Source organism: Thioalkalivibrio sp. ALMg11 (assembly GCF_000377905.1).
Lineage (GTDB): Bacteria > Pseudomonadota > Gammaproteobacteria > Ectothiorhodospirales > Ectothiorhodospiraceae > Thioalkalivibrio.
On the sequence record NZ_KB898873.1, the window covers coordinates 449,075 to 472,100 of the forward strand.

General features: G+C 66.6%; 19 protein-coding genes. 11 read left to right on the forward strand and 8 right to left on the reverse strand.

Translation table 11 applies throughout. The annotated features are described in order from the left end of the window. Positions 1-221: 221 nt before the first annotated feature. The 11 genes from D578_RS0107375 (at position 222) to D578_RS0107425 (ending at position 12,644) form a co-directional block, all read left to right on the forward strand. Positions 222-941 carry an SDR family NAD(P)-dependent oxidoreductase gene (locus D578_RS0107375; RefSeq protein WP_018949332.1) on the forward strand — a complete coding sequence of 240 codons (720 nt, stop codon included), beginning with the start codon at positions 222-224 and terminating at the stop codon, positions 939-941. 443 nt (positions 942-1,384) lie between these two features. Then, complete coding sequence (locus D578_RS0107380; RefSeq protein ID WP_196800663.1) at positions 1,385-1,606, forward strand: cold-shock protein; 222 nt, start codon at positions 1,385-1,387, stop codon at positions 1,604-1,606. Positions 1,607-2,066: 460 nt separating this feature from the next. After that, entirely contained in the window at positions 2,067-3,638 is a 1,572-nt protein-coding gene (murJ, locus tag D578_RS0107385) for a murein biosynthesis integral membrane protein MurJ (protein WP_018949334.1), read from the forward strand. A gap of 54 nt (positions 3,639-3,692) precedes the next feature. Beyond that, positions 3,693-4,655, forward strand: a complete 963-nt coding sequence (ribF, locus tag D578_RS0107390; protein ID WP_018949335.1) for a bifunctional riboflavin kinase/FAD synthetase — start codon at positions 3,693-3,695, stop codon at positions 4,653-4,655. A 33-nt stretch (positions 4,656-4,688) separates the two neighbouring features. Beyond that, on the forward strand, positions 4,689-7,535 hold the full coding sequence (ileS, locus tag D578_RS0107395; protein WP_018949336.1) for an isoleucine--tRNA ligase: 2,847 nt from the start codon (positions 4,689-4,691) through the stop codon (positions 7,533-7,535). After that, a complete protein-coding gene (gene lspA, locus D578_RS0107400; RefSeq protein ID WP_018949337.1) occupies positions 7,535-8,038 on the forward strand; it encodes a signal peptidase II in 504 nt (167 codons plus the stop codon). Before ileS ends, lspA begins: the two co-directional genes overlap by 1 nt. Positions 8,039-8,050: 12 nt before the next feature. Further along, a complete protein-coding gene (locus D578_RS0107405) occupies positions 8,051-8,485 on the forward strand; it encodes a peptidylprolyl isomerase (protein WP_018949338.1) in 435 nt (144 codons plus the stop codon). An 18-nt stretch (positions 8,486-8,503) separates the two neighbouring features. Beyond that, complete coding sequence (ispH, locus tag D578_RS0107410) at positions 8,504-9,454, forward strand: 4-hydroxy-3-methylbut-2-enyl diphosphate reductase (RefSeq protein WP_018949339.1); 951 nt, start codon at positions 8,504-8,506, stop codon at positions 9,452-9,454. Positions 9,455-9,803: 349 nt separating this feature from the next. After that, positions 9,804-10,658 carry a formyltetrahydrofolate deformylase gene (gene purU, locus D578_RS0107415; protein WP_026289239.1) on the forward strand — a complete coding sequence of 285 codons (855 nt, stop codon included), beginning with the start codon at positions 9,804-9,806 and terminating at the stop codon, positions 10,656-10,658. A 119-nt stretch (positions 10,659-10,777) separates the two neighbouring features. Beyond that, positions 10,778-11,623, forward strand: coding sequence for a S1C family serine protease (locus D578_RS0107420; RefSeq protein WP_018949341.1), 846 nt, complete (start codon positions 10,778-10,780; stop codon positions 11,621-11,623). A gap of 55 nt (positions 11,624-11,678) precedes the next feature. After that, positions 11,679-12,644: a hypothetical protein gene (locus tag D578_RS0107425; RefSeq protein ID WP_018949342.1), complete on the forward strand. Its 966-nt coding sequence runs from the start codon at positions 11,679-11,681 to the stop codon at positions 12,642-12,644. A 315-nt stretch (positions 12,645-12,959) separates the two neighbouring features. Here D578_RS0107425 and D578_RS0107430 read toward each other — a convergent pair whose 3' ends face one another. The 8 genes from D578_RS0107430 to D578_RS0107465 form a co-directional block, all read right to left on the reverse strand. Then, entirely contained in the window at positions 12,960-14,066 is a 1,107-nt protein-coding gene (locus D578_RS0107430; protein ID WP_018949343.1) for a nucleotidyltransferase family protein, read from the reverse strand. Beyond that, the gene (locus tag D578_RS0107435; RefSeq protein ID WP_018949344.1) at positions 14,063-14,968 is read right to left on the reverse strand and encodes an HprK-related kinase A; all 906 of its coding nucleotides are present in this window, start codon (positions 14,966-14,968) and stop codon (positions 14,063-14,065) included. Before D578_RS0107435 ends, D578_RS0107430 begins: the two co-directional genes overlap by 4 nt. After that, entirely contained in the window at positions 14,965-15,267 is a 303-nt protein-coding gene (locus tag D578_RS0107440) for an HPr-rel-A system PqqD family peptide chaperone (RefSeq protein ID WP_018949345.1), read from the reverse strand. Before D578_RS0107440 ends, D578_RS0107435 begins: the two co-directional genes overlap by 4 nt. 54 nt (positions 15,268-15,321) lie before the next feature. Next, positions 15,322-16,089, reverse strand: coding sequence for a hypothetical protein (locus D578_RS0107445; protein ID WP_018949346.1), 768 nt, complete (start codon positions 16,087-16,089; stop codon positions 15,322-15,324). Positions 16,090-16,345: 256 nt separating this feature from the next. Beyond that, on the reverse strand, positions 16,346-17,080 hold the full coding sequence (locus D578_RS0107450; protein ID WP_018949347.1) for a class I SAM-dependent methyltransferase: 735 nt from the start codon (positions 17,078-17,080) through the stop codon (positions 16,346-16,348). Between the two features lie 40 nt (positions 17,081-17,120). Further along, positions 17,121-17,843, reverse strand: a complete 723-nt coding sequence (locus D578_RS0107455; protein WP_018949348.1) for a GAF domain-containing protein — start codon at positions 17,841-17,843, stop codon at positions 17,121-17,123. A 140-nt stretch (positions 17,844-17,983) separates the two neighbouring features. Beyond that, a complete protein-coding gene (locus D578_RS0107460; protein ID WP_018949349.1) occupies positions 17,984-21,310 on the reverse strand; it encodes a VanZ family protein in 3,327 nt (1,108 codons plus the stop codon). Positions 21,311-21,723: 413 nt separating this feature from the next. Continuing rightward, positions 21,724-23,013 carry a nucleotide sugar dehydrogenase gene (locus D578_RS0107465; protein ID WP_018949350.1) on the reverse strand — a complete coding sequence of 430 codons (1,290 nt, stop codon included), beginning with the start codon at positions 23,011-23,013 and terminating at the stop codon, positions 21,724-21,726. Positions 23,014-23,026: the final 13 nt, after the last annotated feature.

Here is a 23,026-nt window from a genome sequence, read left to right on the forward strand (position 1 = left end):
TGAGCTATGCGAATCGCATCGATCCCACGGGGCAGCCCGCCCCCGATGCGTTTCGCATAGCTCAACGCATCCTACCGCTGCACGCCGCGAATCCGCCTGAAGGCCTTGTGGTGTCCTCTGTGCCCTCTATGGTGAAAACGCTTTTCACCTGACCCTTCTGCGTGTCTTCGTGCGCTTCGTGATAGACAATCCCTCCATCGGCAAAACCAAGGAGAAAGAGCATGCAGGACAGCGGCATTGGTTCGGCACTCGTAACGGGCAACTCCAGCGGCCTCGGCCTGGGCCTGACCCGGACCCTGCTGGAGTGTGGCGCCAGCGTCTACGGCATGAGCCGGCGCGGCTGCCCCGAGGCCGGGGTGAGCGGCGACGAAAAAGTGGATCTGGGCGATTTCGATGCCACCGGGGCCGCAATGGAACGGCTGCTGGACGGCGTGGACCGCCTTGACCTGGTGGTGCTCAACGCCGGGCTTCTGGGCCATATGCAGCACATGCAGGACGCGCCGATGGACGAACTGCGCCTGCTAATGGACGTGAACACCTTCGCCAACAAGGTCATCCTCGACGCGCTGCTGAAGCATCGCGTGGCCGTCGGCCAGATTATCGCGATCTCCTCCGGCGCCTCGGTCTCCGGGCATGCCGGCTGGAGCGGCTACTCGCTGTCCAAGGCCGCGCTGAACATGATGATGCAGCTCTACGCCCACGAATTCCCCGAAGACACCGCCATCAACGCCTTCGCCCCGGGCCTGGTCGACACCACGATGCAGGACTACCTGTGCGACGAGGCCGACCGCGAGAGCTTCCCGGTCCTCCAGCGCCTGAAGGCGGCACGCGGCACTCAGGACATGCCCGGCCCGGAGGATGCCGCGCGCGCCATCCTCGACGCCTTGCCGCGCCTGCGCCACACGACCCGCGGTAGCTTCGTCGACATCCGCCAGCTCTGACGCCCGATTCTGTTTCACCGCAGAGGGACGCGTAGAAAACCGAGGATGGCCTTGTAGCGGGTAGGATGCGTTAAGCGCAGCGAAACGCATCAGGGACGGGCCCCCGTCGGATCGATGCGATTCGCTCCGCTCATCAGCATCCTACCCACCACGAAACAATCCCCGCTTTTCTCGCTGCTCCCTACCCTTTGTGGCGGAAACGCTCTCGACCTCGCCCTTCGTCGCAGCTCTGGGCGCTTGGCGGTGGATCCCGACCCAACCCGGAAAATCGGCTTCGCAGCGCCAAAAAAGGTTCATGGAGGGGCGTTGGATTTTGCCTGGGATGGCGCGTATAGTCGGGAGCGTGATTCGTGGTTGAGCGACAACACTAGGAAGTTTCTAGTTTTTGAACCAGTGCTCCCGTTGATCTGTTGGCAGCATGCCGCGGACACATTTTTAGTTACATGAAGAGGTTACAAGTTGTGAATACAGGTGTTGTGAAGTGGTTCAACGAGAGCAAGGGTTTTGGTTTCATTACCCCCGATGATGGCGGCAAGGACGTGTTCGTCCATTTCTCCGCGATCAGCGGTTCGGGTTTCAAGACCCTGGCCGAAGGCCAGAAGGTCTCCTTTGAAATCCAGGAAACCGCCAAGGGCTTGGCCGCCGGCGAAGTGTCCGCCATCTAAGGCGCCACTTCCAAGGCTGACGGCTCCTTCGTTGGACCGTCCGAAAAGGCCGCCTCCGGGCGGCCTTTTTCGTGTCCGGCGTTCAGGATTCACCACGAAGCGCACGCAGACACGAAGTGAAGTGGCCCAATAAGGGCGGTTGAACCACAGAGGTCACGGGGGAAACCGGAAAGCCTTCAGACAGATTCGCGGCGCAGACGGGTAGGATGCGTTGAACGCAGTGAAACGCATCGGGGTCGGGCCGTCCCACGGGATTGATGCGATTCGCTGTGCTCATCCGCATCCTACCCACCACCAAACGATCCCCGATTTCCTCCGTTTCCTCTGTGTCCTCTGTGGTGCAATCGCTCTTGAGCTTGCCCTTCTTCGTGTCTGCGTGCGCTTCGTGGTGGATGCAGAAGTTCGTCGAGAATGATTCAAGTACACTGCGGGGCTTTCCCGTAGGCTGCTCCCGCACGCGATGAACCGCCTGTTTCGCTCCACCGCCGTCGTCAGTGGCATGACCATGATCTCCCGGATCATGGGCTATCTGCGCGACATGGTGCTGGCGGTCAGCTTCGGCGCCAGCCCGGCGACCGATGCCTTCTTCGTCGCCTTTCGCATCCCTAATTTCCTGCGCCGGCTGTTCGCCGAGGGCGCCTTCAACCAGGCTTTCGTGCCGGTGTTCGCGGAGTTTCGCGAGAAGCGCGGGCGCGAGGCCCTGCGCGACCTGCTGGATCACACCGCCGGCACCCTGATGACGGTGGTCACCATCGTCACCCTGATCGGGGTCCTGGCGGCGCCAGCGCTGATCTGGGTGTTCGCCCCGGGGCTGGGCACCCAGGACGACGGGCGCCAGGACCTGGCCGCGGCCATGCTGCGGATCACCTTCCCGTATCTGCTGTTCATCTCGCTGACCGCGATGGCGGCCGGCATCCTCAACAGCATCGGACGCTTTGCGGTGCCGGCCTTCACCCCGGTATTCCTGAACCTGTCGATGATCGGTGCCGCGCTGTGGCTGGCGCCGATGTTCGACGAGCCGGTGGTGGCCCTGGCCTGGGGCGTGTTCATCGCCGGGGCCGTGCAGCTGGCCTTCCAGATCCCCTTTCTGTGGCGCGCCGGACTGCTGCCCCGCCCACGCTTTCGCCGCGCCCACGAGGGGGTACGCCGGATCGTGAAGCTGATGCTGCCGGCGATCCTCGGGACCTCGGTGGTGCAGATCAACCTGTTGGTGGATACGCTGATCGCGTCTTTCCTGGTGGCCGGGTCAATCTCCTGGCTGTACTTCGGCGACCGCTTCGTGGAGCTGCCGCTGGCCCTGTTCGGCATCGCGATCGGCACGGTGATCCTTCCGCGCCTGGCACGGCAGTACAACCTGGCCGACCCGGCGGCCTTCGGTCGCACCCTGGACTGGGCTCTGCGTCTGGCGATGCTGGTTGCGCTGCCGTCGATGGTCGGCCTGGTCGTGCTGGCGGTGCCGATCCTGGCCACGCTGATCCAGTATCAGGCCTTTACCGAGTTCGACACCTACATGAGCGCAATGGCGCTCGCGGCCTATGCCCTGGGCCTGCCCGGCTTTATCCTGATCAAGGTCCTGGCGCCCGGCTTCTTCGCACGCCAGGACACCAAGACCCCGGTAAAGATCGCGATCATCGCCATGCTCTGGAACATGGTGCTAAACGGCGCCTTCGTCCTGCCGTGGTACCTCTCCGGCACGCCGGGGGCACATGCCGGGCTGGCGCTGGCCACCTCGGCCTCGGCCTATATCAACGCCGGGCTGCTCTACCGCGGGCTGATCCGCGAGGGGATCTACCAGCCAGGACCGGGTTTGCGCTCGTTGCGCCTGGGGCTGCCCCTGGGGCTCGCCGCGATGATCGGCGTATTGCTCTGGCTCTCGCCAGAGTTCGGCCAGTGGACCGAGTGGTCCGTCGACACCCGGCTGCTCGCGCTGACCGGCCTGATCCTGGCCGGCACCGCCACGCTCGCCGCGACGTTGTGGCTGACTGGCGTGCGCCCGCGCCACTTGCTGCTGCGCGAAGGCACCGATCAATGATGCCGGGGAAGGCCCCGGCGGGTTATACTTTCGGTTTTGCGCGGGATCGGGGCGATGCGGCTGATTCGCGGCCTGGGGCCGGCCGACAGCAAGGCGTTCGAGGCAGCCGGCATGCATGGCGCGGTGGTGACCATTGGCAACTTTGATGGTCTGCATCGTGGTCATCAGGCTGTTCTGGGACGGCTACTCGAGGCGGCGCAGGATCGCCAGGCGCCGGCGCTCCTGATGACCTTCGAGCCGTTGCCACGCGAGTACTTCGCCGCACGCTCCCAGGCCCCGGCGCCGCCCGGCCGCCTGCAGCGGCTGCGCGACCGCCTGGTGACGCTGGGCGACAGCGCCCTGGGCGCGGCCTGGGTCCTGCGTTTCGACGCGCACCTGGCGGGGCTTTCGGCCACGGCCTTCATGGAGGAAGTCCTGCACCGCCGTCTGGGCGCCCGCCATGTACTGGTGGGCGACGACTTCCGTTTCGGACGCGGGCGCGAGGGTAATCAGGCGGCCCTGCAGACGGCCGGCAAGCGTCTTGGCTTCACCGTCGAATCCACTCCGACGGTGCGTGATACCGAGGGTCGCATCAGCAGCACGCGCGTGCGTGCCGCAGCCGTCGCCGGCGACTTCGCCCGCGTGGCGGAGCTCCTGGGGCGGCCCTACCGCCTGCACGGCCGGGTGGCACACGGCGACAAGCGCGGGCGCACCATCGGTTTTCCCACCGCGAACCTGCGCCTGGGGCCATGGCCGCTGGCGCTGCGCGGGGTGTACTCCGGCTGGCTGCGGCGGGCCTCTGGCGAGGCCCTGCCCGCAGTCGCCAACATCGGCTGGCGCCCGACGGTGGGCGGCACCGAACAGCGTCTGGAGGCCCACGTACTCGAGGGCCAGCCCGACCTCTACGGCGAGGCCGTCTGTTTTGAGCCCGTCGCGCAGGTGCGCGGCGAACAACGCTTCGAGGGCCTGGAGGCGCTGCGCGCACAGATCGCGCGTGACGTCGAAACCGCCCGCACGCAACTCTCCGCACACGACTGAAACCGGTCCGCAGGGCCGATCCGGAACTCGCTAATGGCACGCAAACCGGCACCGCCGAATCCCTACAAGGACACCCTCAACCTGCCCGAGACGGCCTTCCCGATGCGCGCCGGCCTGGCGACGCGGGAGCCTGAGTGGCTGGACGCCTGGAAGGCCGAGGACCGCTACCAGCGCCTGCGCAAATACTGCGCCGGGCGGCCGCGCTTCGTGCTGGCCGACGGCCCTCCGTATGCGAACGGCTCGATCCATGTCGGCCATGCGGTCAACAAGATCCTCAAGGACGTGATCGTGAAGAGCCGCACGCTGGCCGGCTTCGACGCACCCTATGTGCCCGGCTGGGACTGCCACGGCCTGCCGATCGAACTGAAGGTGGAGCAGAAGCTGGGCAAGGCCGGGCGCGACGTGGATGCCGCGACCTTCCGCAAGGCCTGTCGCGAATACGCCCAGGAGCAGGTGGACGGCCAGAGCGCGGACTTCCAGCGTCTGGGCGTGCTGGGAGACTGGGACAACCCCTACCTGACCATGAACTACCAGGTGGAGGCGGACACCGTCCGCGCACTGGGCACCATCTTCAAACGTGGCCACGTACAGATGGGCGAAAAGCCGGTGCACTGGTGCGTGGACTGCGGCTCGGCCCTGGCCGAGGCCGAGGTCGAGTACGAGGACAAGTTCTCGCAGGCGATCGACGTGCGCTTCCGCGTGGTCGACGACATCGACTTCCTGCGTCGCTTCGACGGTATCGACGGCTCGCGCGGCCCGATCAGCGTGGTGATCTGGACCACCACCCCCTGGACCCTGCCGGCTAACCAGGCGGTCGCCCTGCACCCGGAGCTGGACTACGCCCTGGTGGAGCTGGAGCACGAGCGCATCCTGCTGGCGGAGGACCTGGTCGAGGATTGCCTGGCGCGCTACTCCCTGGGCGAGGGTCGCATCGTGGCGCGCACCAAGGGGCAGGCGCTGGAAGGTCTCATGCTGCGCCACCCGTTCCTGGAGCGCGACGTGCCGCTGATCCTGGGTGATCACGTGACCACCGAGACCGGTACCGGCGCGGTGCACACCGCCCCCGGCCACGGCCAGGAGGACTACGCGGTCGGGCTGCAGTACAGCCTGCCGGTGGAAAACCCGGTGGGCCCGGATGGCCGCTTCCTGCCCGACACCCCGCATTTCGCCGGCGAGAACGTGCACCAGGCCAACGGCCACGTGATCGACGTGCTGAAGGAGCACGCTGCGCTGATCGTGGCGGTGAAGTTCGAGCACAGCTATCCGCACTGCTGGCGCCACAAGACACCGATCATCTTCCGCGCGACCCCGCAGTGGTTCATCAGCATGGACCGCGCCGAGCTGCGCGCCGATGCCCTGAAGGCCATCGCCGACACGAAATGGCTGCCCAGCTGGGGCGAGGCCCGCATCCACGGGATGGTGGTAAACCGCCCGGACTGGTGCATCTCGCGTCAGCGCAACTGGGGCGTTCCGATCCCGTTCTTCGTGCACAAGGAAACCAACCGCCTGCATCCGCATACCGCGGAGATGATCGAGACCATCGCGCAGCGCATCGAGCGCGATGGCATCGAGGCGTGGTTCCAGCTGGACCCGCAGGAACTGCTGGGCGAGAAGGCCGATGACTACGTCAAGCTGAACGACACGCTGGACGTCTGGTTCGACTCCGGCGTGCTGCACTCCACGGTCGTGGAGAAGCGCCCGGAACTGGGCGAGCTGCCGGTGGACCTGTTCCTGGAGGGTTCGGACCAGCACCGCGGCTGGTTCCAGTCCAGCCTGCTGACCAGCGTGGCCATGCGCGGCGAGGCGCCCTACAAGGCGGTGCTGACCCACGGCTTCACGGTGGACGAGAAGGGCGAGAAGATGTCCAAGTCGCGCGGCAACGTGGTCGCGCCGCAGGAGGTCGTCTCCACCCTGGGTGCGGACATCCTGCGCCTGTGGGTCGCGGCGACCGACTTCTCCGGCGAGATGGCGATCTCCAAGGACATCCTCGACCGCACCGCCGACGCCTATCGCCGCATCCGCAACACCACGCGTTTCCTGCTGGGCAACCTCAACGGCTTCGAGCCGACCGAACACGCCCTGCCGCTGGACGAGCTACTGCCGCTGGACCGCTGGATCGTCGCTCGCGCGCTGCAGGTGCAGGGCCAGGTAACGCAGGCCTACGACGGCTACCAGTTCCACCAGATCTACCAGCGGGTGCACAACTTCTGTTCGGTCGAGCTGGGCAGTTTCTACCTGGACGTGATCAAGGATCGCCAGTACACCACCCAGGCGGATTCGCACGCCCGCCGCTCGGCACAGACCGCGCTGTATCACGTGGCCGAGGCCCTGACCCGCTGGGTCGCCCCGATCCTGACCTTCACCGCCGAGGAAATCTGGGAACTGCTGCCCGGCGAGCGCCCGGACAGCGTGCTGTTCTCCACCTGGTACGAGGGGCTGGCCCCGCTGCCGGAGGACGCGGCGTTCTCCGATGGCGACTGGGACCGCATCCTGGGGGTGCGCACCCATGTCGCCCGTGCCTTGGAGCTGGCGCGCAACGAGCAGGGCATTGGCGCCTCGCTGAATGCCGAGATCGACCTGTACCTCCCGGCCGACTCGACCGCCCGCAGCCTGCTGGAACGCCTCGGAGACGAATTGCGCTTCGTGCTGATCACCTCCGAGGCCCGCCTCGCCGAGGGTGCCGCGCCGGAAGGCGCGCATGCCGCGGAACTCGGCGACGGGACGCCGCTGGGCGTAGTGGTGCACAAGAGCGAACAGCCCAAGTGTGCGCGCTGCTGGCACCGCCGCCCGGACGTCGGCGAACACGCACAGCACCCGGAACTCTGCGGGCGCTGCGTCAGCAACGTGGAAGGCCCGGGCGAGACCCGGCACTTCGCCTGATGGGTTTGCGGGGGTCCGGCCTCGGCCCGGGGCTACTGATTGCGGCAGTCATCGTGCTGGCCGACCAGGTCACCAAGGTCTGGGCGGAGCATGCGCTGACGCAGTTCGCGCCGGTCGAGGTCACGAGCTTCTTCAACCTGTCCCTGGTGTACAACCCGGGCGCGGCCTTCAGCTTCCTGGCCGGCGCGGGGGACTGGGGCCGCTGGCTGCTGACCGGCATTGCCGTGGCGATCGGGCTCTTGATCCTCGTCTGGCTGGCCCGCCTGCCGCGCCAGGCCTGGTGGTCGGTGACCGCCCTGAGTCTGGTGCTGGGCGGCGCCATCGGCAACCTGATCGACCGCGTGCGCTACGGCGCGGTGGTGGATTTTCTGGACTTTCACTGGGCGGGCTATCACTGGCCGGCCTTCAACGTGGCGGACATGGCCATCGTGGTGGGGGCGATCACGCTGATCGTCGCCACCTTCATCGAGGGCGATCGCAGCCACTCGGGCAACACAGACTAGTCGGGAGCACACATGACCACGGCCACCAAGGGCGCGCACATCGAGATGCACTACCGCCTGATCCTGGAAAACGGCTTTGTCGTGGACGGGACGGGCGAGGAACCCATTACCCTCGAGATCGGTTCCGGCGAGATCCTGCCCGGGCTGGAAGATCTGCTGGTCGGCCTGATCGCGGGCGACCACCGGGAATTTGCGATCGAGGCCGGCGTCATGTTCCCGTTTCGGGACCAGGCGGCGGTACAGCCGATGCCGCGCTCGCAGTTCCCGGCCGACCTGCCGCTGGAAGTGGACTACATCTACGAGTTCAACAGCCCGGCCGGCGATGCCGTACCCGGCCGCATCGAGGCGGTAGAGGACGACACCGTGACGGTGGATTTCAACCACCCGCTGGCGGGTCAGAACTTCACCTTCGAGGTGGATGTGCTATCGGTAAGCGAACCGCAATAGGTCGCAGGAGAGTCTCCTATGAGCATGCAGGCCCAGCTCGCCAATCCGCGCGGTTTCTGCGCCGGGGTGGAACGCGCCATCGAGATCGTGGAACGCGCCCTGGAGATCTACGGCGCGCCGCTGTACGTCCGCCACGAGGTGGTGCACAACCGGCACGTGGTTGGGCGTCTGACGGATGCCGGCGTGCGCTTCGTCGACGAGCTGGACGAAGTCCCCGACGGCCAGGTGGTGATCTTCTCCGCCCACGGCGTGCCCAAGCGTGTGCAGCAGGAGGCCGAACAACGCGGCCTGACGGTGTTCGACGCCACCTGCCCGCTGGTCACCAAGGTGCACCTTGAGGTGGCGCGCTACGCCCGCGAGGGCCGCGAGGTGGTGCTGATCGGCCACGCCGGGCACCCCGAGGTCGAGGGCACCCTGGGCCAGTTCGATGATTCCCGGGGCGGGAGCATGATGCTGGTCGAGACCATCGAGGACGTCGAGAACCTGGAGGTTGCCAACCCCGACCGGCTTGCGTTCGTGTCCCAGACCACGCTGTCGATGGACGACACCGCCGGGATCATCGATGCCCTCACCGCGCGCTTCCCGAAGATCGAGGGCCCGCGCAAGATGGACATCTGTTACGCCACCCAGAACCGTCAGGACGCGGTGAAGGACCTGGCGAAGCAATGCGACCTGCTGCTGGTGGTCGGCTCGAAGAACAGCTCCAACTCCAACCGCCTGAGCGAGATCGGTGCCCGCATGGGCGTGGAGTCCTACCTGGTGGACGGCGCGGCCGACATCGACCCCACCTGGCTGGAAGGCAAGAGCCGCATCGGCGTCACCGCCGGCGCCTCGGCCCCGGAGATCCTGGTCAACGAGGTGCTGAACTTCCTGCGCGAACATGGCGTCGACGCCATCTCCGAACTCGCCGGCCGCGAAGAGACCATCACCTTCTCCATCCCCACCGGCCTGCGCCGCGAATCCGCCTGACAGGGCGGTCCACAGGAAGACGCGAAGATCGGAAGAAGGGATTAGGTGATGACGTGCGGGGAAGGCATGCGTTCGGGGCATACCCCAGGGCGGTAGGATGCGTTGAGCCATGCGAAACGCATCGGGGGCCGGGCCATCCCGTGTGGCCGATGCGATTCGCTGCGCTCATCAGCATCCTACCCGCTACAAAACCATCCTCCGTGTTCTCCGTGTCCTCCGTGACCTCTGTGGTTAATTCGCCCTTGCCCTTCTTCGTGTCTTCGTGCGCTTCGTGGTTGATACAGGGCAAGGTCCGAACCGGCGGGTTGGGGTATGCTCCGGGCGTTTTCATTCGTGATGAGCGGATCCGATGGATAATCGACCCCGTTTTCGGCTAAGTATTCGCTGCCCTGATCAGCACGGGATTGTGGCGCGCATCGCCAACGCGATCGCGAACACCGATGGCTGGATCACCGAGGCGGCCCAGCACACCGATGCCGAGGCCGGCTGGTTCTTTATGCGCTGGGTGTTCTCCTTGCCCGTGGACGCCGAGACCGCGCTGCGCGAGCGCCTCGACGAGCTGGCCCGAGACCTCGGCATGGATTGGTGGCTGGCGGGGGCCGAGACGCGCCCGCGCGTGGTGCTGATGGTTTCGCGCGAGCCGCACTGTCTCAGCGACCTGCTGGCCCGCTGGAGCAACGGCGACCTGCCGATGGAGATCCCGGCGATCCTCTCCAATCACCGCGACCTGGAACCGCTGGCGGATTGCTACGGCATCCCGTTCGAGTACATCCCCGTGCCGCGCGAGGACCGCGAGTCCGCCTTTGCCACCCTCAAGGCGCGCCTGGCCGAACTCGATCCCGACGCCATCGTCCTGGCGCGCTACATGCAGATCCTGCCGCCGACACTTTGCGACGAATACCCCGAGCGCATCCTCAATATCCATCACAGCTTCCTGCCGTCGTTCGTCGGCGCCCGCCCCTACCACCAGGCCTTCGCGCGCGGCGTAAAGCTGATCGGCGCCACCTGCCACTACGTCACCGAGGATCTCGACGCCGGCCCGATCATCGAGCAGGACGTCACCCGCATCCGCCACGACGACGGTGTGCAGGACCTGATCCGCAAGGGCCGCGACGTCGAACGCTGGGTCCTCGCCCGCGGCCTGCGCTACCACCTCGAGGGCCGCGTCCTCACCCACGGCAACAAGACCATCGTCTTCAACTGACGGGGTGTCGACGCGGCGTTAAAGCGCCCGCTGGCCATTGCCCCCTTCGCCTAACGCATCATCACCACCGCCGGAACCACCTGACCTAGACTCGAACCATCGACTGGCGGGGATGGCCCATGGACAGCACGACGAGCAAGCAATTCTCCCCCCTCTTCCGGGGCTTTTCGGCAGACGCCTGGCAGCGTGCCTGGAAGACGCTGAAGGTGCTGGCCGCGGCGAGCCTTCTGGCCCTGCTGGTTACCCAGCGCCCGGCTGCCGCCGACGGGCTCCCGGACACCATCGAGCGCATCAAACCCTCGGTGGTCAGCATCGCGACCCACCAGCCGTCGCGCAGCCCGCGGGCCAATTACCTCGCGACCGGCTTCGCGGTCGGCGACGGGCGACTGATCGTTACGAATCACCATGTGATCCCGGAGTCACTGGATCATGAAAACCGCGAGCAACTCGTGGTGGTCAGCGGTGAAGGGCGCGACACCTCCATCCACAGCGCGGAACTCGTGGCCCATTCGGCGAACGACGACCTGGCTCTGTTGCGGATTGCCGGACCTCCACTGCCCCCCTTGCGACTGGGATCGTCGGACGCCGTGCGCGCGGGCGAGCAGCTGGCTTTCACCGGCTACCCGATCGGCATGATCCTGGGCATCTACCCCGCGACCCATCGCGCCAACGTGGCCGCACGCACCCCCATGGCGATCCCCGCCCGCCGCTCGGAAGGCCTGAGCTCGGCTCGCATCCGGCAGCTGCGCGCCGGCGCGCCGATGGTGTTTCAGCTGGATGCCACCGCCTACCCCGGAAACAGCGGCAGCCCCCTCTACCGCATCGACAGTGGCGAAGTCGTCGGCGTGATCAACCAGGTCTTCGTCCAGGGCGGGCGCGAGGCCGCAATAAGCCGACCCAGCGGGATCAGTTACGCGGTGCCAGCCGACCGGATCCGCCCGCTGCTGGCAGGCTACCGGGAGTAGGCCGATCCGCCCCCCTCCCTCCCACCGCAAGTCCGAGCCGGACAAAGGGACACCCATGGCGGCCTCATCGTCCGACACTCGCTGCGTTTACCGCCAGATCCACATTGATGTAGCCCGCAACGCCACGGACGACTTCAACCCGTTCCATGACGGCAACAAGTGGACGCGCATCCGCGGCAATCCGTTTGGCGGGCCGATCGTGCTGGGCTTCCAGCTGGAGTGTCTCGCAGAGGCCCTGGTGACCCGGATGCGCATCGCCGACGGCGATGCCGGAAGCAACTCGCAACGCCCGTTCCGCAACTACCAATTCACGTTCGCCGATGCCCTGCGCGCGGACGAGCCATTCACCACCGTGGTCAAACCCACCCTCCGGGGCACGGATGCATCGGGACAGCCGCAGGTGTCCAATCGCATCGCGATGCGCAAAGGCAGCGGGCTGGTTCTGCTCGGCCATGTACGCGACTCCCTGACGCCCCAGGCGTTGCCCAGCGAGTCATTGCCGCTGCCCGCGGATGTCAGGCTTGAGCAGCTCGAGGATCGCTGCGTGCTCGCGGACAACGGGTGGTTCCACAAGCGCAAGTTCATGTCCAACAGCAATGCCAAGAACCTGTTGTCGGGATCGCTCGTACGCCAGGCGGACTATTTCGACGAGCTGGAAGATCGCATCAACTTTCCGGACATGTTTCCCGCCGCACTGATCTCCTGCGCCCTGCTCGAAAAGGCCGATGCGGACGGCCACGATTTCTACCGCGACCCCATGGTCTACACCGCGCACCACATCAGCGTCGACCAGCGGCTGGCACGCGCCTTGCGCAGCGCCGATGCCCTGCACATCCTGGTGAGTCCGGCGGAGCGCATGGAGACCACTGGTCGCGGCCTGGCCGGCGCCGGCATGGCACAGCAGCGTTATCGCTGCATGGGGCTGGTGGCAGGCCCGCGCATCCTGTTCCGCGGCGAACTGTTCCTCGCACCCCTGACGGCCCTTGCCGAAGCCATGGTTTCCGGCCCCGCAGAGCCCTGAGCCCTAGGGAAACACTGATCAATGAACGCGTTCGCGTTGGTACCCCAGGTTTTCCGAGACAAGGCGCGTCGTGCAACAGGTAGTGGTTCTACCTGTAAGCGGCGCAACGCAGGATCGGGGAACCTGGGGTGCCAACCCCGCAAGTTATTGAAAGCAGGGGCTCGGCCGCCCGTTGTTATCAAAAACGGGCGCGCGCACAGCGTTGCGGCTCCCTTGTGCAGAATGACTGCACGGCAGTCACCGCGCCTTGTTCGCACGCAAAAGCGCCTCGAGCGCGAACGCGTTCATTGATCAGTGTTTCCCTGGCCAGTCCGATCAGGGCTCCGCCTGGTTCCTTTTGCCCTTTCGAACGTCCTTGGCCGCCTTGCGCAGCAGGTGCGGCACCAGCAAGTGCAAGGGCATGCGCAGATAGTGCGAGCGTACATACAGCAACCAGCGGGCGGTGCCGGACAGCCGGCCGTCGCAACTCCAGTGATGCGGTTTCAGGCCGCGCCGGAACAGGCCATCCATCAGGGCCAGAAGAGGAGGCGCCGGACGCGCCGCGGCCAATGCGCGGAACGCCGAATCGGGGACAGGGGTCTGCAGGAACTCGCGACCATAACGCAGCGCATAGTAGAGCGGGCGTGACAGATCCATCTCGAAGGCGCGCGCCGTCAGGCGTTCCCAGAAGCCCGAATCGTCCGCCACAAAACGACGCAGTAGCGCATCCATATCCGCCAGGTCTCGCAGGCCGTTCTCCAGTTCGCCGTCGTGAAACAGATGCGTCGCACTGTGCAGGACCATGTCGGCCGGCCCCGGAACGTACATTCCGGGAAAGCCATCCAGCGGCAGCGCCGCTGCCCACAGGAGTTCCGGATCGGGGTCCAACCGCGCGGTCGGCGGCAGGATGGTGTGATGCACATCCAGCACGCTCTTGCGCCGCATGTGCGTGAGCGGAGGCAGCTCGTGCATCCACTGGCGATAGTAGGTCTGGTCGTAGGCGTCGTAGCCCTCGCAGACCCATCCCTGAACGAACAGGTGCTGTTCCGCCGCCTGGATCTGCGCCTGCGGGACCAGGATGTCGACATCGGAGAACTGCCGCCCCGGCGCACTGGGCAGACCGGCCATCACGTAGGCAGCGCCCTTCAGGAGCATCACCGGGATCGCTTCCGGCGCCAGGGCCTCATGAATCCGTGCCACCTCCCAACGGACCATGGCGTGCTGGCGATCCGCCAGGATCCGCGCGGCGTGCAGGTGCCGCCGAGGCGCCGGAGGCACGTCCGGCAATACCCCGGCATCCTCGATTAATGCCTGCAACCGCCCCTCCAGAGAGGCGACTCGCGCCACTCGCACCAGCAAGTCCCAATCCGCCAGCGAAAGCGCGCGGGAGGCGGTCGGCTCGGCCAGGACCGCGAGCAGTTGCGCAAGTGCGGGGCGCGTCACGCGGGACCCCCGGCCAGATCGTTCAACAATCCCAGGGAGGCATCCAGGTCCGCATACTCCAGATTCAGGCAGTCACTTTGCTCGATCAGATCGGCCGCAGCCTCGAAACCCGATCCGCCCACTACGCTGTAATTGAAGGACGATCCGACCAGCTTCAGCAATGCCTCGGCCCGGTCCAGCGGCTGCAGCCGGTCCTGTCCCCCGGCGGCGAAGCGCGGAAAGACCAGCCATGCCGGCGCGGCCTGTTCATGCATCCGCTCGATGCTCGCATGCGGTGGCTTCAGATGTGCCACGGTCCCCTTGCTGGTGTCGTGGGAAGAAGGCCCGATGATCGCCTGCGGATGGCGATCGCGGATCAGGTCGATGGCGGCATTCTTCAGACTGACCGGACGCGGCAGCGCAACCAGCTTGCCGGTCTCCAGAGAAAGCAGGGCGAATTCGTCCGACAACAATCGCCAGCCCGACAGGGCCAGGGCCGCGGTGAGGGTACTCTTGCCCGCCCCGGGCTCGCCCGGCATCACCAGCGCCCGGCCGTCGCGCTCCAGCACCGCCGCGTGGATCATCAGGAAGTCATGGGCGTGCTGGGCAATGCACCAGTTCAGCCCCCACTCGAACAGCGGATAGGCATGCGCCAGCGGCAGGGGACGGAAGGGCGAGCGGCCATCCAGAAAGAAACGCGCCTGCGGACGCCAAACCGAACGCAGGCCGAGGGGGCGCGCAAGGGTGACGTGGAAATCGGCGAACGGGGCACTGGCGAGCGGCAACAGCTGCCGGTCGTAGAACAAGGCCACGGAACGCTCGACCCGGTCCAGCCGCGAACGCAAGCGGACCACGAAAGGCCCCACCTGGATGGCAAGACCGGCGCCCCGCAACCCCGCCCTCAGGTCTTCATGGGCAATCACGCGTCCCGCGACTCCGGGGAGACGCGGATCAGATCATGCTGCCGCAACTGGTTCAAGCCGGCCTGCATCGCATCCTCCAGGTCCCCTTCCGTGGCGTCATACCGCTGTTCAAGGTACTCGAACAGGGTGGCCGGCGTCATCGGTCCCTCTTGCAGGGCCTGGAAGATGTCGATCAGAGGGGGCTGCAGCACATGCGTCTCGCCGCAGCGCTCGTCATAGACGACCACGGATTCACCCCATGCCCGCACGTGAGCGGCGGGCAGCGGGATCAGAGCAAAGTACTCTTCAGAAACGGACAAGAGGGCCTCGTGTTCCGACCGGCCCACGAGCGCTGGTGGGCAGCGCCCGGGACATCAACGATTGAGAGTGGAAGAGTTGGTGCGCACCTCCACGCACTCGCCCGCCTCGTTGCGCGTGTAGCCGTCTCCGCAGTCGCCCAGGCCGTTGATCGGGCAGAAGCGCTCGTTCATGTAGGCGAAGACGTTCGTCACCGCCGAATGCTTGCCCACATCCTCGCGGGCCATCGAATAGGCCTTGATCACGTCGTCGACCGACGCCCCGAAGTCGATCGAGGTACACGCTGCGTTCAGAACGGCACCCACAGCATGCCAGTCGAGCGACCCCCTGCACACGCCCCAGGCATGGAGCACCTCCATCAGCGAGGGTCCGCCGGTCAGGCATTGCGGCCTGTAACCGAAGACCTCCTCGAAGGACGTCGCCCCGCCCGTACTCACGGTGGCGTCAAAACGCTGGCAGTTGCTGTCGGTCCCGTTGGTCTGGATGCAGGAACCCGGGGAATACCCGGTGCACTCCCAGGCACCCCAGTTGTCCTTCCAGAACGCCGACGTACAGCCATCGCCCGCGGTGCACTCGTGGTCAATGTTGGAAACATTGGCGGAGAAGATATTGCCCGACAGCGAGCACTGCCCCTGGGCGCCCCAGACCGACTTGGCCGGTAGCGACACCAGCATCGCCCCACCCAGGCCGGCCGCGGTCAGGCGGCGCCGGCTGCGACTGCGAAGGCCGGATGAACCCGTGTCCGGGTCCACGGGGGCGGTGGACTTGCCCTCGCCTTCGTCCTCGGGGGCATGATTTCCGTTGTGCTCGTTTTCATCACTCATTGTTGCCTGCTCCAGGTCAAACCGCGCCATTTCGCCGTCCGGGCGAGGGCACCCGGCCACGCCGCAATGGGCTGCGATCCGGGGGGTACACTTCAATCAGACGCTTTCTATGGGAACATAGCAAGCAGGATGCCATCCTTTTGAATAACGGGTAACTTACTGATATCAAGGGCCACCCCCTCAACGAGACAAAGCTCGCAGGGCACCCGGAGCCTCCGAGTGGAAAGTTTTCCGACAGCGCTGCGCGGCCCGCATCTCACACCCGCCGCACCCGCAGAATGAACGAATGACTTAGCCACGCCCCGGCGGCCGGCACCGCCTGCAGGAAGCCCCGGGTGCCCCGGTTCTCCAGGAGCGGCTGCAAGCGCGCCAGGCGGCCAGGTGCCAACGGAAGCCAGTACAACGCCTCGGGCCGCAGACCCACGGCCTCCGCCGCCGCGCGAAGATCCCGAGGGTCATCGTAGCGAAGATGCGGCGGACGCCCTCGCCGAGACCGGCGCCACTCGCGAACTGCGGTGGGCAGGCAACGCAGGTTCAGCGCATCCACCCAGGCCTCGCCCCCCGGGCGCAGCACGCGCCGAATCTCGGCAAGCGCCGGCGTGGGATCCGACAAGGCCTGCATGACGCCGAAGCAGAGCACCCCGTCGAAGACGGCGTCCGCAAGCGGGAGGTGATTGATATCCGCCGCCAGCCAGGGGATCGCCGGATCACTTCGATCCCGCGCCTTCTGCAGGGAGGGCGTTGAATAGTCGAGCCCCCAAACCACGTGGCCCTGCGCATGCAGCATCCGTGTGTAGGTTCCCGCGCCACAGCCGACATCCAGCCAGCGACCGGGCGCCACGTCGGCGCGCCGCCACAGGCGCTCGAACTGCCGGACGCGGCTATGCAGGCCGCTGTGCGTCCAGCCCGCGATCCCGGCATCGTCCTCCAGGTTCGCCCCGCGCTCCAGGAAGCGCTGGCGCCAGCGGCGTTCGAAGCCAGCATCCTTCATCCGTTCGCACCTTGCGCCATCGCCATGACCCCGTGATGGTTCATTCCCGGCCCTCGCTTACCTGACCGATGAGTTCGGTCGCGGCGATCAGCACATGATCGCGGGAGAATCCGGCACCGCTCATCTCGTCGTAAAGCGTGCGCGCCAGCAACCGGGCCACGCGTTCCGGGGCGTGGGTAATGGGGCCCGTTGCCGCCCCCGGCTGTCGCGCCAGCGCCATCTGCGTAAAACTCGTGCGCAACAGTCCCTTTAGCCGATGGACGAGGACCGACTTCGCCACCACCAGGGCCAGGATCAACGCCCTGCGCAAATCCTCCTGCGTCAGCCGGCCCCGCCCCTCGGGGCTGTCGATGTTGATCACTCCCAACAGGTCGCCCTCCAGAATCACTGGCACCGCGATCACGTCGACCGGACCCGCGCCCTCGGCCCGCCGCGCCTCGGCTGCAAGATCGGAGGCATGCAGGTCGCGGATCAGCAGCCCCTTGCGCGCACTTGCCACCCGCCCCGAAATTCCCGAGCCAAGCGGTTGCCTCACGTCATAGGCCTGCTCGGGCAGATACCCGTGATGCGCCTGGACGCGCAAGCGCGCCTCACCCCCGTCCGGGTCCGGCTTCAGCAGCATGATCGAACAGCGCTCGCACTTCATGGCGTGACTCACCAGCGCGGCCAGGCCGGCCAATCCCTTTTCCAGGGACTCGGCCTCCTCCACAAAATGAGCCAGCTCCATCAGCCGCTCGTCGAATGCATCAAAGGCCTCGCCCATCTCCCCGGCCCCACCGCGGTTTCGTCCTGCGAGCTTAACAGCCCGATCGGGCGCGGGATCGGGGCAGCGTTAGGCACAAGCCCGGCGGGCCGGAATGGCCCATAACGCCCCCGACCGCGCACCGCGCGACTGCCCCAAATTCAACCCACTCGGGGCTTCCCGGATCGCCTGACGCTATTGGCGGCCGACGCTGCGGACGCCGCCACGCCCAGCAACAGCACCAGGTAGAACAGCAGGGCGATCCGCGGGGAGTAGAACAGCGTACTGAACACGCCGATCGACAACGCCCCTGCCAACGCGGCGGTCGACGCCAGCGCCACCGCATCGCCCGCCAATGAACGCCGCAACAGCAAGACCAGGGCCGCCAGGGTCAGCCAGACAAAGGCCAGCAGACCCAGCCAGCCCTGATCGAAATAGATCTCCAGCCACTGATTCTCGACCCGCCACGGCCACAGATGGTCCGTGGTGAAGTACCAGTAACGGCCCAGATGCTCGAAGTCGCCGTTGGCGACGTACGCACGTCCGGCCGAATCCTGAACCTGCACGCTGTAAAATTCGGTGACAGACCGCTGGCGCGCATCGACCCCCAGCGACAACACCAGGCCGCGCTGAATGGGCCAGGGGCGTGTCTCCATCGGATCCAGGTCGAAGGTCCACTGGAAGGTCTGACGTCCGCCGTCTTCCAGACGCATTCCTTCGCTGCGACAAACGAAGGAATGGCGGATGGGCTTCTCGCAGATGAAGACTCGAAACCCCGTGGGTTGGGCACTGGCGGCCTCCACGGTCACGGTATAGAGACCGTCGCGGGGCAGGCTCACCCGCTGATTCACGAACAGCGAATCGCCGCCGCCGATCTGCAGGCGCGGTTCGCCGTCCTCGCGGGTGAAGGCCAGATTGCCGGGCAGGCGCCCGTCCCGGTTTCCGGTCCGGTAGTGCTCCGGAAAACTGCCGACACCCCGCCCAAACAGAGGTGAAAGCGGTCCGCCGCCCGGCAGTTCGAGGGCGGCCTGCCAGTGATCCATGCGGATTCCGAAGTCACGTTCGATGTGGCTCATCCGCTGCTCGGCAAACCCGCCCAACGTGGTGCCCGCCACCAGGGCAATCGCCACCACCGGCAACAGCACACCGACCAGAGCCCCCTGCCGAACCCGCATGCGACCATGCAACGCCGCCAGCAGCACCCCGACCGCGAGGACGGCCACGGCCACCGCCAACCCCAGATACCCGCCGCGCGAATAGGTCATCGCCACCGCGTATGCCGTCCCAACCGCCAGCAGGGCCGAACCGGCGAGCATCAGGCCAGTGCGCTGCCGCCAGCACCAGATCAGGGCCAGGGGAAAGGCCAGCACCAGAAAGGCCTCGATGCTGGGCCCCCCCGCCTGCATCTCCGAAAACAGCCCGGACAACCGATAACCACTGTCGAAGTTCAGCAGCCCGGGATAGGTAGCCCGCTCGCGCACCACGAACGCCAGTTGCGCCAGCAGGGCCAGCGCCACCCCGGGGAGAAACCACCGCGTCACCTGCTCCGGCACCGGGATAGGCGCGACCCTCAGCATCGCCAACAGAACAACGGCCCACAACAGGCCCTTGGCCACCCTCAGGGCATTCCACTCGTGGGCAAAATGCACCGCCTCGCCGGGGTTCCAGGCGCCGGGCGGGAACAGGGCAACCGCCAGGCTGATCAGCGTCGAGGCCACCAGGAGACCCAGCGCCCAGCGGATCCCGCGCGGCAATAACGACGCGTCTGAATGCGCCGCATGCGGCCCGAGCCAGAGGGCCATGGCCAGCGTCATCAACAGGAACAGGTCCAGTTCGGAGATAAAGAGGCGCCCGTGGTAGAGCGTCAGATCCAGGGTGGCCAACAGCACGGGGATCACGAGCAGCCAGCCCTGCGGGCGCCACGCCAGCAATACGGCATAGGCCAGCAAGCCGGCGCTCAGCGCAACGGGCACGACCGGCCAGGTGACCGCCAGCAGCAGAGTGGCCAGCGCCAGCAGGCCGGCAAGCGCCTGTCGCAGTCGCTGAAAACCGCGCGCACTCGGGCCCGGCCCAGCCGGCTCCGGGTGGGGACCGCGTGGTTCGACCGCAGCCCGTCCTGCGGGTACGCCCCCCACGGCACTGGCACGACCCAGCCATTGCAGCAGCGCGGCCATCGCCCAGGCGGCCAGGCCGGCAAGCACCAGGCTGGCCGGGTCCGGGCGCGCGCCGTCCACGAAGAGCTTGGCACCCTCGACCAGCAGCGCCAGGACAACCCCTGCCACGACGGCCAGCAGGTTCAGCGCCAAGGGCTGCAGGGGATGCCGAAGCTGCCACAACCAGACCAGGAACCCCAGCGGTGCATACATGACCAGATGCAGCGCCGTACTGCGCAGGGCATGAATCTCGTCCACGTGATAGTGGTAGTAGAACGGCCACAGGTTCAGGTCGGCCCACTGGGTTCGGGCCGCTTCCACATCGGCGTGGAACGGGCCGAAACCGTGGTTGAGCGCGACCAGAAACAGCGCGTAGAACACGGCGCCGATCACGAGTATCGGCGTGGCGAACTGCTGCAGCGTCCGGATCACGCCATGGGGATGCGCGGGCAGGTTCCGGAACAGGACCAGGCCGATGCCCATCCCCAGGGCCCGCAACAGCACGGAGCGCCCCTCGGCGATGCCCGACAGGGTGGCGAGATTCAACAGCTCCAGCAGCCCCGCAAGGAGCAGGGCCAGCGGGATTCCAGCCCCCAGCAGGGAGGAGGCTCCGCGCCGATGCAGCCACAATGCCAGGAGCAGCCCCACCGGGATACTGGCGACCACCTCCAGCGTCAGCCAGCTGATACAGCGAATCCCGCTGGTGCAGGCCCCGGCAGCGACCCACCAGCCCCAGGCATCGGATGCCAGGCGAGCCCGCAGCTCGTCCATGGCGAGCACCAGGTCAAAGGGGACGAAGCCGACCATCACATAGGCGGCGGCATAGATCACCAGCCCGGCGGTCAGGGCCTGTGCACCCGCACCTTCCAGCACCCGACGCCAGCGCGCCAACGGGTCGCGCAACGCCAGCCATGCGAGCGAGCCGGCCACGGCCCCGGAAAAGTTTCCGGCGATATCGGCCGCCGCCGGATGCCGGTACGGCAGCCAGACCTGCAAGAACTCGACGCTGGCCGTGACGGCCAGCCCAAGGGCAGCGACGAAGACGAACGCGCCGGCCGCAAGCAACCGGTTGCGGCGACCATGAGTCAGCCATGCGGTCCAGAAGAACCCCAGCGGCATGAACATCAGGGCATTGGCCATGAACTGCTGCCGCCCCCCGGTCCCGGGGCCGGTCAGGCTCATGTCGCGATAGATCTCCCAGGCGCGCTCCAGGCTCATCGAGCCGAACTCGAACGGCAGCAACGTCAGATAGACCGCAGCGCCCAGCGACAGCCAGGCCCACAGCGCACAGGTGCGCAACGACAGCGGTTCCGCCCCATGCTCCGATGGATTCATCGGAACGCTAGAGAGACGCTGATCCATGTGCGCGCCCGCGATCGAGCCGGTCTTGCTTGCGCACAAGGCGCGACGTCGGGCGCTCGGTCATGCTGCACAAGGCGTCACTTCACGGTCAGCAGGCCGGATTGACCGGGCCCGGTTTTCCGATGGTCGGCGGGGTTGCCCCCGCGTACATGGAAACGAGCCGACAGAACCGTTACCGGCTGCGCGACGCACCGGATCTCGGACAAACTGGGACACCAACACGGACGTGCACATGGAACAGCGTCTCCCGGGGCAACATGCATCAGGCCACTGTATACCCGGCCGCGACCAGGAAAAGCGCCGGCGTTATCCGGGCGTGCCGTGCGACGCTGGCACCGGCCGGAGGGGGCCTTCCACCCGCGTCACGGCCGGGGAGACGCCAGGTCCTACAGGCGCAGATCGGTGGCGGTGCGCGGAAAGACGGACTTCACGTCGAAGATCACGGATTGCGGCCGTGCCAGTTCACGGATGGCCTCGATCCCCATCTCCAGGAATTCTCGGTGCGGAACGGCCACGATGATCGCATCGAACTGCCCCGGTGCCGGCGTCTCGGTCACCGGGGTGATGCCGTACTCGTGCTCGGCCTCGGCCGGATCCACCCACGGATCGTAGACGGTCACCTCGGCGTTGTAATTGGCAAGGGTCGCGTGGATATCGATCACCCGGGTGTTGCGCAGATCCGGGCAGTTCTCCTTGAAAGTCAGGCCCATCACCAGGATCCGCGCGCCCACCGGGTTGATGCCCTTGCGCACCAGTGCGCGCAACGTGTTGTCGGCGATGTGCGCACCCATGGCGTCGTTCACCCGCCGCCCGGCCAGGATCATCTCCGGGTGGTGCCCCACCGCCTGGGCCTTGTGCGTGAGGTAGTAAGGGTCCACCCCGATGCAGTGCCCACCCACCAGGCCCGGCCGGAAGGGCAGGAAATTCCACTTGGTCCCGGCCGCCTTCAGCACCGCCTCGGTATCCAGGCCCAGACGCTCGAACAGCAGGGCCAGCTCGTTGATCAGCGCGATGTTCACGTCGCGCTGGGTGTTTTCGATCACCTTGGCGGCCTCGGCCACGCGGATGCTCTCGGCCTTGTGCGTCCCGGCGGTGATCACCCGCGCATACAGCCCGTCCACGAAGTCGGCCACCTCCGGGGTGGAGCCCGAGGTCACCTTCATGATGGAGGTGACCCCGTGCTCCTTGTCGCCCGGATTGATGCGCTCGGGGCTGTAGCCGGTAAAAAAGTCCCGGTTATGGACCAGCCCGGACTGCGCCTCGAGGATCGGTACGCAATCCTCCTCGGTCGCCCCCGGGTAAACGGTGGATTCGTAGATCACCGTGTCGCCCGGCTTGAGGACCTGCCCCACACTGCGGCTGGCTCCCAGAAGCGGTCCCAGATCCGGTCGCTTGTGCAGGTCAATCGGCGTCGGGACGGTCACCACGAACACGTTGCATTCGCGCATGGCCTCGAGATCGGCGGTGTACGTCAGCTGCGGGGTGGCGGCGAGCTTCTCCGGCTCCACCTCGCGCGTGCGGTCCACTCCGGCCTGCAGCTGCCGCACCCGCTCCGGGTCGATGTCGAACCCGCGGGTGGGCCATTGATGTCCGAATTCCACGGCCAGTGGCAGGCCGACGTACCCCAGACCAACTACTCCGATGGTGACTTCATCCAGCGCGGGAAGCGTATGCATAAGATGTCCGTTC